Origin of the sequence: Rathayibacter sp. VKM Ac-2857 (assembly GCF_013205025.1) — a bacterium.
Classification (GTDB): Bacteria; Actinomycetota; Actinomycetes; order Actinomycetales; family Microbacteriaceae; genus Rathayibacter.
Genome location: NZ_JABMLE010000002.1, coordinates 333312 through 346897, shown reverse-complemented (window position 1 = coordinate 346897; position 13586 = coordinate 333312). Strand labels below are relative to the sequence as shown.

Below are 13586 nucleotides of genomic sequence, written 5' to 3'. Positions count from 1 at the left end.
GGACATTCCGGAGCACTGACGAAAGGAAGAACACCATGGCCGTTTGGGGACTCGATGTCGAGCAGGTCCGAACCCTCTCGACGAAGTTGACGACGGAGGCGAGCAACATCCAGTCCATTCTCAACTCCCTCACGACACAGCTCGGCAACACGGAGTGGACGGGGCCGGATGCGACGCAATTCCGCGGCGATTGGTCGGGCAACCACACCGCGTCTCTCAGGAGCGTCATCAACGCTCTCGAGGAAGCGGGGCGCAAGGCTTCGGACAACGCCACGCAGCAGGACCAGATCTCGCATTGATATCGGCCGGATCGCGAGGGCGAAGCAGTGAGAGCCCTCGCGATCCGCTTGATTCGAGTGTGAAAGGGAGAGAGTGATGGGCAGTGGGACGTACGGCGCAGACGTGGCTGAACTGCGGAGTCTGGCGCGTCAGCTCCAGTCCGCGAGTGACAGGCTCGACGGCGCGAGGCAGCGGATCGGAAGCGGCATCCGCATCTCCGCCTGGGTCGGGCCGGTCGCGGTGCGGTTCAGGATGATGTGGGACAGCGAGTACAGCAGGCAGGTGCAGAACGCGTCCGATGCTCTCGAACGGATCGCGGGTGAGATCCTCAGAAATGCCGTCGAGCAGGAGCGGGCGAGCGCGCCCGACGGCGGAGCCGGGGGTCCGTCGGGTATTCGCTTGCCTCCCGGGAACATCTGGCGCGGAGGTGACGGGCTGATACCAGTCCCCGGCCGGCTGACACCCGGCTCGCACTGGACTCTGGAATCCCTTAAAGGGATTCTCGAGTCCCTCGGCCTCGTCGAGAGTGCGGTCTCCGTCCTCGAATGGGCTCGAATTCTTCAAGAGACGCAACTCATTCGGGGGAGCACCTTCACTGGACCGGCTCTGGGGAAATTCCTTCTTCCCGTCGGTGCCGTCCTCTCCATCATCGGGACAGCGGAGGCGATCGAGAAGGGGGATGTCGTCGGCGCGCTGCTCGAGGGCGGATCGGGAGCTGTGTCGACCGGGCTGGGTGTCGCAGCTGTGGTCGTCGGAGGTACCGCGGCGGTCGGGCTGGGGGTCGTCGGAGCCGGTGTCGTGGCACTCGTCGGTGTGATCAGCGTCGGACTTCCGTTCAGTCCGGAGATGCAGGACGCTGCCTACCGCCAGGCGGTGCGGGACAGATTCGGCCCGGGGGTGGACGCGGACGCGCTGACCAACGGGCAAGCGGAGACGATGCGCCGGCGCTACGAAGGAGTTCTCGGCGTGCCGTCGATGATCAGCGACACCATGCGAGCCTCCGGAGAACCCGCGCGAAAGGCGATCGAAGATGGCGGCTACTGGATCGGTGGCGTCGCCGAGAACACGAAGGAGTACCTGAAGAATGTCTTCCGCCGCTGACAGGACACGGCTCCGCCTCTCCGTCCTCGAGCTCATAGCCGTTCTCGACGCGCAGAACGGAGGGACCGGAATCGTACGTGCGGCCTTTCCGGTGGAGCCGCTCGAGTCCGGCTCGCTTCCCTCGGATGCCGCCGATCTCCTCTTGCTCGCCCGTCTCGACGAGGAGCCAGCCGCGTTCCTCACCGTCCTCGAGGTGCTCGTCGGCGTTCTCGCCTCGGCAGAATCGTCTCTCCAGCTGCGTACTCTCGGCACCCTCGATCGCTCCGTCATCTACGGCGTCGGGCCCGATTGGACGGTCGATATCGTGATCCGTGACGAGGGCGAGTGCCTGCTCGGACTCCTCCGGACGGCCGACGTGCCCGCCACGCTCCGCTCCGAGCACCTCGTCCTCGACGCCTCGCTGGACCTGACGCTCCTGATCCGCGGTGCTGCCGGTCCGGTCGACCTTGTCTTCGTCGACGGAGTGCTTGCGAATGGTCGAGGTGAGGGAGTCGCCCTTCGAGGCTCCGGAGTGGCGCCGAACGAGTTCGGAGACCTCCTCGAGTCGGCACTGGCGGGCTACCTGACAACGGCGTCGCTCGCCGGATCGGAGGCGTGAGATGTTCGCGGGTGTTCAGGGTTGGCACCTGCTCCTCGTCGTCGTCGTCGCGGCCGCTGTCCTCGTGCCGATCCTGGTGATCCGCGGAGCCGCGGGTCGCAGCGCTTCTGGGTCTGCTGCTCCGATCGATGCCACCGGCCCGACGAACGTGCTGGCGGTGCTCTCCCTCGTGCTGTCGTTCTTCGTGTCGATCGCGGCTGTGGTCTGCGGGCACATCGCCCTCGCGCAGATCCATCGGAGCGGGGAGCGCGGCCGCGGCATCGCGGTGGCAGGCCTCTCGATCGGCTATGCCGGGATGGTCCTCGGCGCGCTGACCGCGATCACGCTCTTCTTCGTGCTCGGTGCGTCGTGAGCTCGGAAGATCCCATTGCTCGGGCGCTGAAGGACGACGGGCGGGAGCGCCGCAGATGACGAGGAGGTCCTCCGTCGCCGTCGCGGTCACCGCGACCGTCGCCGCGCTTGTGGTCGCCGCCGGCGCGTGGGCGGCGCTCGCGACGCCGTGGGGGAGCGGGGTCGTCCGCGACGTCGCTGCCGGAGTCGCCCCCGCGAGCCCCGCCGCCCTCACCGGCGACGAGACCTACCTCGCGTCCGAGCTCGAGGCGCTCGTCGTCGGCGGGAGCGTCCTCGGCGAGCTGACGGGCGCGGATCCCGGCGACGGCGAGCTCGGTGTCGAGCGGATCACCGACTTCCTCACCGGAGCGATCGAGCCGGAGGGCTGTGCAGCCGTGCTCGGCGCCGATCCGTTCTACCCGTCCGGGTACCGCTCGCGCACCGGTTCCGGCTTCGAGAGCGAGCTGCTCCTGCTGCCCAGCGTGACCGCTGCCGCAGACCGATACGGCGATCTGCTGCGTGCGTCGGGGCGCTGCCACCGCATCGAGGAGCGATCGCAGGACTACGACCTGCTCCGGACGACGACCTGGATCGAGAGCGGGACCGGCGCCGCGCCCTCGGACGGGCCCGACGATGCGGTGCACTGGTTCGCCGGCGTCCGCAGCGACGACGTCGGAGTCACGACGGCCGTGGTCACGGCGACCACGGGGAACGTGCTCCAGATCTTCCGTCTCGAGCAGTCGACGGACTCCTCCGCGCTCGGGCAGGCGGTCGCAGAGCGGCTGGCCGATTCCGCTCTCCTCGCACTGCAGGGTCGAGCGGACGGGGCGTCCGCGGTCGGCTACGCCTCCGGCACGCCCGTCCCGCCGGACCCCCAGCCGACCAGCCTGTGGGCGCTCGCGCGCGACGGCCTGCCGGAGCAGCCGGCGACGGCGCTCTCGCCCGGCTTCTTCTCGTCGGCCCCCGTGCCGGCGCTCTGCGAGTTCGACGCGGGGACCCTCGTCGACGGCGTCCTGCCCGGCTTCACCGCCATGGAGGGAGGCGTCTACCTCGGCGGCATCGGAACGGGCACCGGCGGGCTCTCCGCCGTCGCGGCCGCACCCACGACCACCTCGGCGGCCGGCGTGGTCAGGGTCGGCTGCTTCCACGGCGGCGTCAACTGGCCGGACTCGCTCGTCTTCTACGCCCCGGACGGCCGCATCCTCGACGCGATCGGGCTGCCGGAGATCGTTCCCAGCGGCTACCGCGATCAGGTCACCGACCTGACGGTCGACGCCGACGGGACCTACCACGTCTCGTGGTACTGGGAGGACCTCTCCGGCTCGCAGCCCACCCGGCCCGTCACCGCGACGATGCGGTGGGACGGCACGCGCCTCGTGATCGCCGACGTGCTGATCGGCGAGCGCTCCACATGACCCCGACATCGCCTCCTCCGCCACCCGCTCCGACCCCGAGGACGATCCGATGACCCCGCACTCCTCCGGCTCCTCGCGCCCCACCGGCAGCAGGGCCTGGATCCTGCCGACCGCCGCCGGCGCCCTCGTGCTGCTGACGCTCGTGACGGGCGCCGTGCTGACGGTGCCGACGCTCCTCGGCGGCGGCCCCGGCCTGCCCTTCCCCGGTGCGGCGGTCGAGCCCTCGGCGAGTGCCGCGGCCGACCCGGAGCCGGCCGACGCCGTCCCGGCCGACGCGGTACCGAGCGCCGCCGGATCCCCGGCCGCCGCCGTCCCCGCGGTCGCACCCGACCCGGGCGGCGTCCCGACGATGCTCATCCTCGACGCCTCCGGCTCGATGGTCCGCGACGTCCCGACGGGCGGCACCCGCATGGACGCCGCCCGGGCCGCCGCGACGACCCTCGTCCAGGGACTCGACCCGGCGAGCGAGCTCGGGCTCACGGTCTTCGGTACCGGCACGGGCAACTCCGACGCCGAGCGGGCGGCCGGCTGCTCGGACGTGACGGTCCTGCAGCCGGTCCAGCCCGTCGACACCGCCGGCTTCACGGCGGCGATCGCCGGCATCGTCGAGTCGGGCTTCACCCCGATCGGCCCGGCGCTGCGCTCGGCGGCCGAGCAGCTGCCCGCGGACGAGCCGGCGACGATCGTCCTCGTCAGCGACGGCGTCGACACCTGCTCGCCGCCGTCCTCCTGCGAGGTCGCGGGAGAGGTGCTGACGTCGCATCCGCTGCTCTCGATCGAGGTCATCGGCTTCGCGGTCGACGCCGACGAGCAGGCGCAGTCGCAGCTGCAGTGCATCGCGACCCTCGGCTCCGGCAGCTACGTCGACGCGGCCGATGCCGATCAGCTCGCGGCGCGACTGCGGGCGGCGACGGCGACCGGCGACCTCGTGACCGCCGAGGGCTACGGCCGGGCCCGCCTCGGGATGACCCTCGAGCAGGCGCGGTTCGCGCTCGACGGCTTCTCGGTGACGGAGGAGACGGCGGAGATCGTCTACGTCGACTGCGCGGACGCGACCCTCGAGTTCCACCGCGGAGTCCTGACCGTCATCACTCCGAAGGGGCCGACCGCGACCGCCGACGGCATCACCGAAGGATCGGACGTCGCGATCGCGACCGCGGTCTACGGCACGCCGTCGGCTCCCGTCCGCCTCGACGACGGCTGGTCCGTCGATTACGCGTCGACGCCGGGGAGCGCCTCCGGCTACCGGATCGTCTACGACGGCCCGGACGGCGGACTCGTCTCCGGCACGATCCTGCGGATCATCGTCTGCACCTGCGGTCCGTCGGTATCGGAGGCGAACGCGGCGAGCTCTCTCGTCTCGTCCTGGCAGGTCTCGCTCGATGCGGTCGGCCCGATCCGCCTCGGCGAGTCCTTCGAAGACGTCTCCGCGGACGTGACCCTCACCGGAGAGGGCGTCCCCGAGTACTGCACATGGTCCCGATCGGTCGATACGGGGACGGACTCGGTGAGCATGTCGGTCGTGGCCTGGGCCGACGCCGAGATCGAGCACGTCTCGCTCATCTCCATCTGGGCGCCGTCGGCCTTCGCCGCCGCTTCGCGGAGTTGGCGCGACGTCGGCCTGGGGTCCTCGCTCGCGCAGGTCCTTCAGGCGCATCCCGACGCGGCGGTCATCCGCGACGTGAAGTACGGCGACTACGCGGTGGTGGGCGGCCCGTCCGGCAGCTCGCTGTTCTTCCTGCTGGACACCGACGCCGACTACGTCTTCGGGATCACCCTCTCGGAGTCCCCCGAGCTCCCCTACGAGGTGTGCCTGTGACGCGGGTCAGGACGCCGCCTTCTCCTCGTCCGCCTCGGACGTCGCCGACGTCGCCTTCTTCGCGGCGGGCTTCTTCTTCGGAGCGATCTTCTTGGGCGCAGCCTTCTCGGGAGCGGCCTTCTCGTCGTCGTCGGTCTTCGCCGCGCTCTTCTTCGCCGGCGCCTTCCTGGCGGCGGTCTTCTTGGGCGCCGAGTCCTCGTCGGCCGAGGCGTCCTCGTCCGCCTTCTTCCGCGTCGCCCGCTTCTTCGCCGGCGCCTTCTCCTCGGCGTCCGCTGACGCCCCCGCCTTCGCCCCGCGGCTGCGCTCGACCGAGCGCTTCAGCGCCTCCATCAGGTCGAGCACCTCGCCGCCGCCCTCCTCCTCGGGCTTCTCGCCGAAGGTGGCCGAGGTGTCGAGGGCGTCGCCCTGCTCGATCTTCGCGTCGATGAGGGTGCGCAGCTCGGCCTGGTACGAGTCCTGGAACTTCGACGCGTCGAAGTCCTCCGAGTAGGAGTCGACCAGGTGCGAGGACATCTCCAGCTCGCGGGCCGCGATCCGGGTGGTCCCCTCGAGCGACGGGAACTCGACCTCGCGCACCTCGTCCGCCCAGAGCAGCGTCTGCAGCATCAGCAGCTTGCCGCGCACCCGGAGCGCCGCCAGCCGGGTCTTCTGCCGGAGCGCGAACTCGACGATCGCGGTGCGGTCCGTCTCCTCGAGGGTGCGGCGCAGCAGGACGTAGGCCTTGGGGGAGGAGGAGTCCGGCTCGAGGATGTAGGCGCGGTCGAACATGATCGGGTCGACCTGCTCGCTCGGCACGAACTGCACCACGTCGATCTCGCGGTCGCGCTCCTCCGGCAGCGCCTTCAGCTCGTCCTTGGTCAGGACGACGGTGCGCTCGCCGTCGTCGTAGGCCTTGTCGATGTGGTCGAAGGTGACGACCTCGCCGCAGATCTCGCACTTGCGGGCGTACCGGATCCGGCCGCCGTCCTTGTCGTGCACCTGGTGCAGGGGGACGTCGTGGTCCTCGGTCGCGCTGTAGATCTTCACCGGCACGTTGACCAGGCCGAAGGTGATCGCGCCCTTCCAGATGGCTCGCATGGCCCCAGTGAACACCGTGCGCCGCCGCGGCGGGAAGCCCTGCCCCTCCCGCGAGATGCCACTTATGAGCGCGACACGCCGAGGAATCACGTCACAAGTGGCATCTCGCGGGGAGGGAGGGGCGGGGCGGCACTCGACGTCCTCCCGGGCGACGGGTGTCGAATGGTCGGCGATGACTGACGAGAACCGGCCCGCCGACAGGCTCCGCGCCGCCCTGACCGCCCCCGACGCGTCGTCCCGGCTGCAGGCGGCGATGACCGCCGGCACCCGGCCCGCCGACGAGTACGCCGCGGTGCTGGTCGCCCGCTGCGCCGTCGAGCCCGACTTCGGCGTCCGCGAGATGCTGACCTGGGCCCTCACCCGGCACGATCCGGCCGTCACCGTCGACCTGCTGCTGCCCGAGCTCGAGTCCGAGACACCGCAGGCCCGCAGCCAGGCGCTGCACACGCTGTCGAAAGTCGGCGATCCGCGCGCGTTCCCGGCGATCACGCCCGCGCTGCTGCACGACGAGCATTCCGCGGTCGCGCACGCGGCCTGGCGCACGGCCGCGCGGCTCGCCCCGGAGCCCGAGCGGCCCGGGTTGGCCCGGCAGCTCGCTGAGCACCTCGGCGAGGGCGACCGTCCGGACCAGCGCGCCCTCACCCGCGCGCTGCTGATGCTCGGCGACGTCGCGGCCCCCGTCCTCGAGGCCGCCGCCCGGTCGGAGGAGGACCCGCGCCGCTTCCACGCGCTGGCGACCCTCCGCCTCCTCGCCGACCCCGACGAGGACGTCGAGGAGGCCTTCGCCCGCGCCCGCCGCCCCTGACGCGCGCCTGACCGCCCGGAAGCGGACCGGTAGGACCATGCTGATCGAGTAGCCCGCGGAGCGGGCGTATCGAGATCCACCCGCGTCGGAACGCGGGGTCCGCAGACCTGCCCTGCGGATGATCGTGGGTCTCGATACGCCCCTGCGGGGCTACTCGACCAGCATGGGTCGCCCAGGCGGCTGCTCGACCAGCATGGGCCGCCCGGGCGGCTACTCGACCGGCAGGGAGGTGGCTCGCGGTCCCGATGCATGCTGATCGAGTAGCCCGCGCAGCGGGCGTATCGAGATCCACCGTCCGCCGGAGCCTGGTCTCGATACGCCCTTCGGGCTACTCGACCAGCATGGGAGTGGCCGGCGGTCCCGATGCATGCTGATCGAGTAGCCCGCGGAGCGGGCGTATCGAGATCCACCACCGTCAGAAGTCGAGTCGACAGACCCGCCCTGCTGGTGACGGCGGGTCTCGATACGCCCCTGCGGGGCTACTCGACCAGCAGGGGTCGCCCAGGCGGCTGCTCGACCAGCATGGGTCGCCCACGCGGCTGCTCGACCGGCATGAAGCGGGCCGCGTCCGCGTCCTTCTCATCGCTGCCGGCCGCGCACGCGTGAGGCGTCCCGCCCCCGTCGAGGCGTCCTGCAGGAGCGGGACGCGTCGACCGGAGCGGGACGCCTCAGGTGGTGCGGCGGCTAGACGCCCGCGAGCAGGCCGCGGTCGGCGAGGTACTCGCGGACCAGGCGCTCAGCACTCGCCCGGTCGGTGATGCCGAACCGGTCGATGATCTGCTGGACGTAGGGGCGCGCGATCGCCTCGGTGATGCCGAGCTCGGCCGCGATCTCGCGCGGCGAGAGGCCGGCGGCGATCAGTCCGAGGACCTGCTCCTTGGTGGGGAGCACGAACGGCGGGGTGGTGGGCTCCGGCTCCGGCGTGGTCGGGTCCTTCTCGGCGTCGATCGCGGAGGTGTCCTCGGCGAACGAGGCGGTCACGAACGCGATCGCCTTCGAGGTGATGCCGAGCGCCTCCTGGTTGATGTTCGCCAGGTCGTCGCCGGCCGAGTGGTAGTTCGGGTCGTGCGGGATGCCGACGGTGCCGCCGAAGAGCGCGAACTCCTCCTCGGTCTTGATGTCGTCCGCACCGGTGAACAGACCCGAGGCCGGGATGCCGGCCGAGATGAAGCCGTCGTAGTCGCTGCGGCCGTCGAACGCGGTGTCGATCCACGGCTGGTCGATCGAGTCGAAGTAGTCCGTGAACGCCTTCTCGGTGGCGATGGAGCCCGCGGGCACCTCGACCGGGGCCTCGTAGGTGGACTCGTTCGCGTCGTAGACCGAGACGACGTAGTTCGGCGAGGCGACCATGTCGAAGTTCAGGTAGGTCGCGATGTCGCCGGCCTCCTCCTCCGAGAGCGAGTCGACGTAGGTGTACGAGCCGACGAGCCCGACCTCCTCGGCGCCCCACCAGGCGAAGCGCACGGCGTTGGTCGTCTCGCCCGCCTCGGCGAGCTGCACGGCGGTCTCGAGGAGCGTCGCCGATCCCGAGCCGTTGTCGTTGATGCCGGGGCCCTCGGGCACGCCGTCGAGGTGCGCGCCGAGCATGACCACGTTGTCGTGGTCGCCGCCCGCGGTCTCGGCGATGACGTTGAAGGTGTCGGTGTCGGTCGTCGTCTGCTCGAGGACGAGCGTCGCCGTCGTGGGCAGCGCCGCGATCAGCGACTGGCCCTCCTCGAGCGTGACGCCGACGGAGGGGATGTAGCTGTCGTCGGGAGCGCCGAGAGTGCCGTTGAGCGCTTCGCCCGGGACGTTGTTGTAGACGATCACGGCCGAGGCTCCGGCAGCGCCGGCCGCGGCCGACTTCTCCGAGAAGCTGCAGGTGCCGCGGCTGACCAGGGCGACCTTCCCGGTCGCGTCGAGACCGGCCCAGGCGTCGGCGTCGCAGCCCAGCGGGTCGACCGGCTGGATCAGCTGGCCCGTGACGCCGCCCTCGGGAGTGGAGGGGGTGAACGACATCGGGATGCCCTCGACCGCGGGGGTCGTGGTCAGCGAGAACTCGTCGATCGTCTGGGTGGTGGTCGTGAAGACCTGGCGCTCGGTCTCGTAGCCGGCGGCCGCGAGGACCTTCTCGACGTACTGCCCGCTGAGCTCGTAGCCCTCGGTGCCGATCGCGCGGTTGCCGTCGTTGGCGTCCGCGATCGCCTGGAAGGCCTCGAGGTGGGTCATGATGCCGTCGACCGTCACCGTGTCGGCGAAGTCGGCGGGCTCGGCGGCATTGGCCGCGGGAGCGAAGGCGAAGCCGGCGACCAGCGCGCCGGCGCCGATCATCGCGGCCGAGCCGAGGAGTGGACGCCGACGTCGTGCGCCGGAGGTGTCTTCAGTGGGGGTAGCCACAGGTGGTCCCTTTCGTCGAGGGCGGCGGCCGTCGGACCGACGGCCTCCGTCGCTCTCGCTGTGCTGAGAAGCGACGGTGCCCTCTGCGAGCGTATTCACAGGTCGGGCGCGAATGACACCCCTTCTGGTCACTTGTCACCCGGCGGAAACATGAAGCGCCGTCCGCGGCCGGAGCGCTGCTCAGGCCGTCGCATCGCTCTCGGCCCACTCGCGGAGCATCGCGATCGTCTCGGCAGGCCGGTCGCGCTGCGGGCTGTGCCCGGCTCCCGCGACCACCGCGTAGCGCACGCGCGGGTTCGCCCGGAGCACCCGCGCGGCGAGGGACGGCGGGAAGAACGTGAACACCTGCGGGTCGCCTGCGAGCACGAGCGCGGGGGCGCGCAGGGCCGGGACGTCGGCGAGCAGGTCCCATGGATCGTTGTCGTCGAGGGTCGCGGCGACGGCGGCCGGATCGGCGGCGTGCGCGGCCCGGAGCTTCTCCGACCGGTCGCGCTCGTTCCAGAGCGGCTCGGCGGCCGCGAGCTCGTCCGCGGTGACGGCGAGGGCGGCGAGCTCCTCCGCGCGGACCTCCGCCCGCGACTCGGACGGCAGCTGCAGCACCGGATCGAGCAGCACCAGCCGGGCGGCCCATCCCGTGTCGCGTGCCGCCGCCCGCACCGCCACGGCCCCGCCGAGGGAGTGGCCGACCACCAGATCCCAGGCGCGGGGAGCGCGCAGGGCGAGCACGTCGTCGGCGTAGTCGTCGTGCCGGGACGACCCGCCGCGGGCACCGGCGCCGTGCCCGCGCAGATCCGGCGCGGTCACGCTCCAGCCGGCGGCGGTGAGCGCCTCGGCGACCCGCCACCAGGTGCCGGAGGCGCCGCCGAGGCCGTGCAGGAGGAGGGCGGTTCTCGTCTCCGGGGCTCGCGTCGTCATGCCGCCAGGCTAGGGCGCGTCAGTCCAGGCTCGGGTCGCGTCCGGTGCGCTCGCCGGTCGCGAGTGCGCGGATTCCTGCCAGATCCTCCTCGTCGAGGGCGAAGCCGAGCACGTCGAGGTTCTCGCGGATCCGCGCGGGCGTCACCGACTTCGGGATCACGACGACCCCGAGCTGCACGTGCCAGCGCAGCACGACCTGCGCGGGCGAGACGCCGTGCTTCGCGGCGATCGACGCGAGCGCGGGCTCCTCGAGCAGGCGGCCGCGGGCCAGCGGCGACCAGGCCTGGGTCACGATGCCGTGCGCGGCGTCGAAGGCGCGCAGCTCGTCCTGGGGGAGCCGCGGGTGCAGCTCGACCTGGTTGATCGCGGGCACGACCTCGGTCTCGCCGAGCAGCCGCTCGAGGTGCTCGATCGCGAAGTTCGACACGCCGATCGAGCGGGCGCGGCCCTCCTGGCGGATCCGCTCCAGCGCGCGGTAGGTGTCGACGTAGCGGTCGCGGGAGGGGATCGGCCAGTGCACGAGGTAGAGGTCGACGTAGTCGGTGCCGAGCAGGTCGAGGCTGCGGTCGAAGGCCTCGAGCGTCTCGTCGAAGCCGTGGTCGTCGTTCCAGACCTTGGTGGTGACGAAGACCTGCTCGCGCGGGAGGCCGCTCGCGCGGATCCCCTCGCCGACGCCGCGCTCGTTGCCGTACAGCGTCGCCGTGTCGACGTGCCGGTAGCCGGCCTCGAGCGCCGTGGCGACCGTGCGGGCCGCCTCGTCGTCGCCGATCTTGTAGACGCCGAGCCCGATCTGCGGGATCGCCCGCCCGTCGTTGAGGGGAACCAGTGGAACGCTCATCCCCCCATTCTTCCCTCTCCCGCGAGATGCCACTTGTGAGCACGACACGCCGAGAAAGCCGGTCACAAGTGGCATCTCGCGGAGAGGGTCAGAGGGGCCCGGCGTCAGAGGTGCCAGTGCAGCTCGCCGTGCGGGCCCACGCGGACGGTGTCCTCGATCAGCGCGGCGAGGCCGGCGACGCCGAAGAGGAGGCGGCGGTCGTCGCGCGCGGCCTGGCTCGAGTGCACGAAGCGGCGGACGGCGAAGTAGTCGTCGTGTCCGGGCTGCAGCCCCTCGACCATCCCCTGCTCGCCGAGGCCACGGAGTCCGCGGCCCGGCCGACGGGCGGGTCCGAGACCGAGCCAGAGCGTGCCCGTCTCCAGCAGCACGACGGTGCTCGGCACTATCGCACCGGAGCGCAGCCGCCGCGCGGTGATCTGCCAGCCGAAGCCGAGGTGGTGCACCCGGATCGGGTGCGGCCCGCGCCACGCGTGCGAGGGGTCCTCCGCGCGGTAGTACACGGGGCTGGGGCGGAACGAGCCCTGCCAGAGCGCCGCGGCGAGCTCGCCGGCCCACTCGGGTGTCTCGGGATCGGCCCAGGGGTCGAGGACGTGCGCCTCCTCCGCCTCGCGCTGGTGCTGGCGGACGAGTTCCTCCGCGTCGTCGCGCAGTCCCATCGGCGGCCCCTCCGTCTCCTCGGCGAGCCCCACCCTAGGGGGGCGCGCCTGGGAGCCTCAAGAGAGCGGGGTCGGAGCCGAGTGGGAGGCGCCTCCGCAGTCGCGACGTCGAGGGCGTCGACTCAGGTCGGCAGCTCCACCGGCTCGGTGTCGGGCAGCGGGCTCGCGTCGCGCCCGCGCAGGTCCGGGTGGTAGCGGCGGCCGAGTGCCGGGACGACGAAGCCGACGAAGGCGAACACCGCGGCGACCGCGATCGCGGCGGTCGGCCCCGACTGGTCGATCTGCACGCCGGCGATGGCCGAGCCGAGCGCCGCGCCGATCAGCTGCCCCGTGCCGACCCAGCCGTAGGCCTCCGCGGTGTCGGAGAACTTCACGCTCGCCGCGGTGATCGTGAAGAGGGCGGCGAGGGCCGGCGCGATGCCGACCCCGGCCAGGAAGAGCGTGATCGAGAGCCACCAGAAGTCGGTCGAGAAGGCGGCGAGGCCCATGCCGACCGTGACGATCAGCATCCGCCGCGCGGTGGCCCAGCGGCTGATCGGGATGTGGCCGAGGGTGAGGCCGCCGAGGAGCGAGCCGGCCGCGAAGACCGCCAGGACGATGCCCGACTCCACTCCGCCCTCGCCGAAGACCGCCACGACGCCCGCCTCGACCGCGGCGCAGGCGCCGACCAGCAGGAAGCCGACCACCGTGGCGAGCAGCACCGGGGGCTTGGTCAGCACGACGCCGAGCTTCCGGCGCGACCGCGGGATGCGCACCCGGCCGACCTCGGGCGAGGCGATGAACCAGATCCCGCCGCCGATCAGGAAGAACGCGGCGGTGAGGATGCCCGCGACGGTCGAGATCTGGATCGAGACGAACGTCGTCAGCACCGGGCCGAGCACCCAGATGATCTCCTGCGCCGAGGCGTCGAGCGAGAACAGCGGGGTCAGCTGCGAGCTGGGCACCATCTTCGGGTATATCGTGCGGACGGCCGGCTGCACGGGCGGCATGCTGAGGCCCGCGACGAAGCCGATGACGACGAACTGCCAGATCTCCAGCGGCAGCAGCGCCATCGCGATGATCGCGGCCGCGCAGACGATCAGGGTCGCGGTGAGCACGCGCCGCATCCCGAGCCGGCCCATCAGGCGGCTGGTCAGCGGACCGGCGATCGCCTGGCCGATCGACATCGAGCCGAGCACGAGGCCGGCCGCGGCGTAGGAGTCGTGCACGCGCTCCACGTGCAGCAGGAACGCGAGCGAGAGCATCCCGAACGGGAAGCGCGCGGTGAGCTGGGCCGCGATGATGCGACCCACGCCGGGGGTTCTCAGGAGTTCGGTGTAGCTGCCCACCGGACGACACTAGCGGCCCGCGGAGGCCCGCCGGCGTCGTGTGCCGAAC

The 13586-nt window shown here is 71.7% G+C and carries 13 protein-coding genes; 7 read left to right on the top strand and 6 right to left on the bottom strand.

Features of this window, described 5'->3' with window-relative positions; translation table 11 throughout:
- Positions 1-35 precede the first annotated feature (35 nt).
- The 6 genes from HQQ86_RS09090 to HQQ86_RS09065 all read left to right on the top strand — a co-directional run bounded on the left by HQQ86_RS09090 (position 36) and on the right by HQQ86_RS09065 (position 5542).
- On the top strand, positions 36-299 hold the full coding sequence (locus tag HQQ86_RS09090; RefSeq protein ID WP_173287812.1) for a WXG100 family type VII secretion target: 264 nt from the start codon (positions 36-38) through the stop codon (positions 297-299).
- Positions 300-402: 103 nt separating this feature from the next.
- The gene (locus HQQ86_RS09085; RefSeq protein WP_173287811.1) at positions 403-1380 is read left to right on the top strand and encodes a WXG100 family type VII secretion target; all 978 of its coding nucleotides are present in this window, start codon (positions 403-405) and stop codon (positions 1378-1380) included.
- On the top strand, positions 1364-1978 hold the full coding sequence (locus tag HQQ86_RS09080; protein WP_173287810.1) for a hypothetical protein: 615 nt from the start codon (positions 1364-1366) through the stop codon (positions 1976-1978). The genes HQQ86_RS09085 and HQQ86_RS09080 overlap by 17 nt, the downstream gene beginning before the upstream one ends.
- A gap of 1 nt (position 1979) precedes the next feature.
- On the top strand, positions 1980-2330 hold the full coding sequence (locus HQQ86_RS09075; RefSeq protein WP_173287809.1) for a DUF4190 domain-containing protein: 351 nt from the start codon (positions 1980-1982) through the stop codon (positions 2328-2330).
- 55 nt (positions 2331-2385) lie between these two features.
- Entirely contained in the window at positions 2386-3723 is a 1338-nt protein-coding gene (locus HQQ86_RS09070) for a hypothetical protein (protein ID WP_173287808.1), read from the top strand.
- A gap of 49 nt (positions 3724-3772) precedes the next feature.
- Positions 3773-5542, top strand: coding sequence for a VWA domain-containing protein (locus tag HQQ86_RS09065; protein ID WP_173287807.1), 1770 nt, complete (start codon positions 3773-3775; stop codon positions 5540-5542).
- A gap of 6 nt (positions 5543-5548) precedes the next feature.
- Here HQQ86_RS09065 and HQQ86_RS09060 read toward each other — a convergent pair whose 3' ends face one another.
- Positions 5549-6619 (bottom strand): Ku protein, encoded by a 1071-nt coding sequence (locus HQQ86_RS09060; protein WP_173287806.1) that lies wholly within the window; start codon positions 6617-6619, stop codon positions 5549-5551.
- A gap of 172 nt (positions 6620-6791) precedes the next feature.
- Between HQQ86_RS09060 and HQQ86_RS09055 the strand changes: the two genes are divergently transcribed.
- A complete protein-coding gene (locus HQQ86_RS09055) occupies positions 6792-7424 on the top strand; it encodes a HEAT repeat domain-containing protein (protein WP_173287805.1) in 633 nt (210 codons plus the stop codon).
- Positions 7425-8108: 684 nt separating this feature from the next.
- Here HQQ86_RS09055 and HQQ86_RS09050 read toward each other — a convergent pair.
- The 5 genes from HQQ86_RS09050 to HQQ86_RS09030 all read right to left on the bottom strand — a co-directional run bounded on the left by HQQ86_RS09050 (position 8109) and on the right by HQQ86_RS09030 (position 13537).
- On the bottom strand, positions 8109-9800 hold the full coding sequence (locus tag HQQ86_RS09050) for a M28 family peptidase (protein ID WP_367948603.1): 1692 nt from the start codon (positions 9798-9800) through the stop codon (positions 8109-8111).
- Between the two features lie 180 nt (positions 9801-9980).
- Positions 9981-10715 (bottom strand): alpha/beta fold hydrolase, encoded by a 735-nt coding sequence (locus HQQ86_RS09045; protein ID WP_173287804.1) that lies wholly within the window; start codon positions 10713-10715, stop codon positions 9981-9983.
- Positions 10716-10734: 19 nt separating this feature from the next.
- Positions 10735-11553 carry an aldo/keto reductase gene (locus tag HQQ86_RS09040; protein WP_173287803.1) on the bottom strand — a complete coding sequence of 273 codons (819 nt, stop codon included), beginning with the start codon at positions 11551-11553 and terminating at the stop codon, positions 10735-10737.
- Between the two features lie 104 nt (positions 11554-11657).
- A complete protein-coding gene (locus tag HQQ86_RS09035) occupies positions 11658-12209 on the bottom strand; it encodes a hypothetical protein (protein ID WP_160090471.1) in 552 nt (183 codons plus the stop codon).
- Positions 12210-12331: 122 nt separating this feature from the next.
- The gene (locus HQQ86_RS09030) at positions 12332-13537 is read right to left on the bottom strand and encodes an MFS transporter (RefSeq protein WP_173287802.1); all 1206 of its coding nucleotides are present in this window, start codon (positions 13535-13537) and stop codon (positions 12332-12334) included.
- Between the last annotated feature and the right edge of the window lie 49 nt (positions 13538-13586).

What these genes read in the sequence shown, in the direction of transcription:
- HQQ86_RS09040 (WP_173287803.1), bottom strand. Translation starts at nt 11,553, where the DNA reads ATGAGCGTTCCACTGGTTCCCCTCAACGACGGGCGGGCGATCCCGCAG.
- HQQ86_RS09055 (WP_173287805.1), top strand. Translation starts at nt 6,792, where the DNA reads ATGACTGACGAGAACCGGCCCGCCGACAGGCTCCGCGCCGCCCTGACC.
- HQQ86_RS09045 (WP_173287804.1), bottom strand. Translation starts at nt 10,715, where the DNA reads ATGACGACGCGAGCCCCGGAGACGAGAACCGCCCTCCTCCTGCACGGC.
- HQQ86_RS09065 (WP_173287807.1), top strand. Translation starts at nt 3,773, where the DNA reads ATGACCCCGCACTCCTCCGGCTCCTCGCGCCCCACCGGCAGCAGGGCC.
- HQQ86_RS09075 (WP_173287809.1), top strand. Translation starts at nt 1,980, where the DNA reads ATGTTCGCGGGTGTTCAGGGTTGGCACCTGCTCCTCGTCGTCGTCGTC.
- HQQ86_RS09070 (WP_173287808.1), top strand. Translation starts at nt 2,386, where the DNA reads ATGACGAGGAGGTCCTCCGTCGCCGTCGCGGTCACCGCGACCGTCGCC.
- HQQ86_RS09080 (WP_173287810.1), top strand. Translation starts at nt 1,364, where the DNA reads ATGTCTTCCGCCGCTGACAGGACACGGCTCCGCCTCTCCGTCCTCGAG.
- HQQ86_RS09035 (WP_160090471.1), bottom strand. Translation starts at nt 12,209, where the DNA reads ATGGGACTGCGCGACGACGCGGAGGAACTCGTCCGCCAGCACCAGCGC.
- HQQ86_RS09060 (WP_173287806.1), bottom strand. Translation starts at nt 6,619, where the DNA reads ATGCGAGCCATCTGGAAGGGCGCGATCACCTTCGGCCTGGTCAACGTG.
- HQQ86_RS09090 (WP_173287812.1), top strand. Translation starts at nt 36, where the DNA reads ATGGCCGTTTGGGGACTCGATGTCGAGCAGGTCCGAACCCTCTCGACG.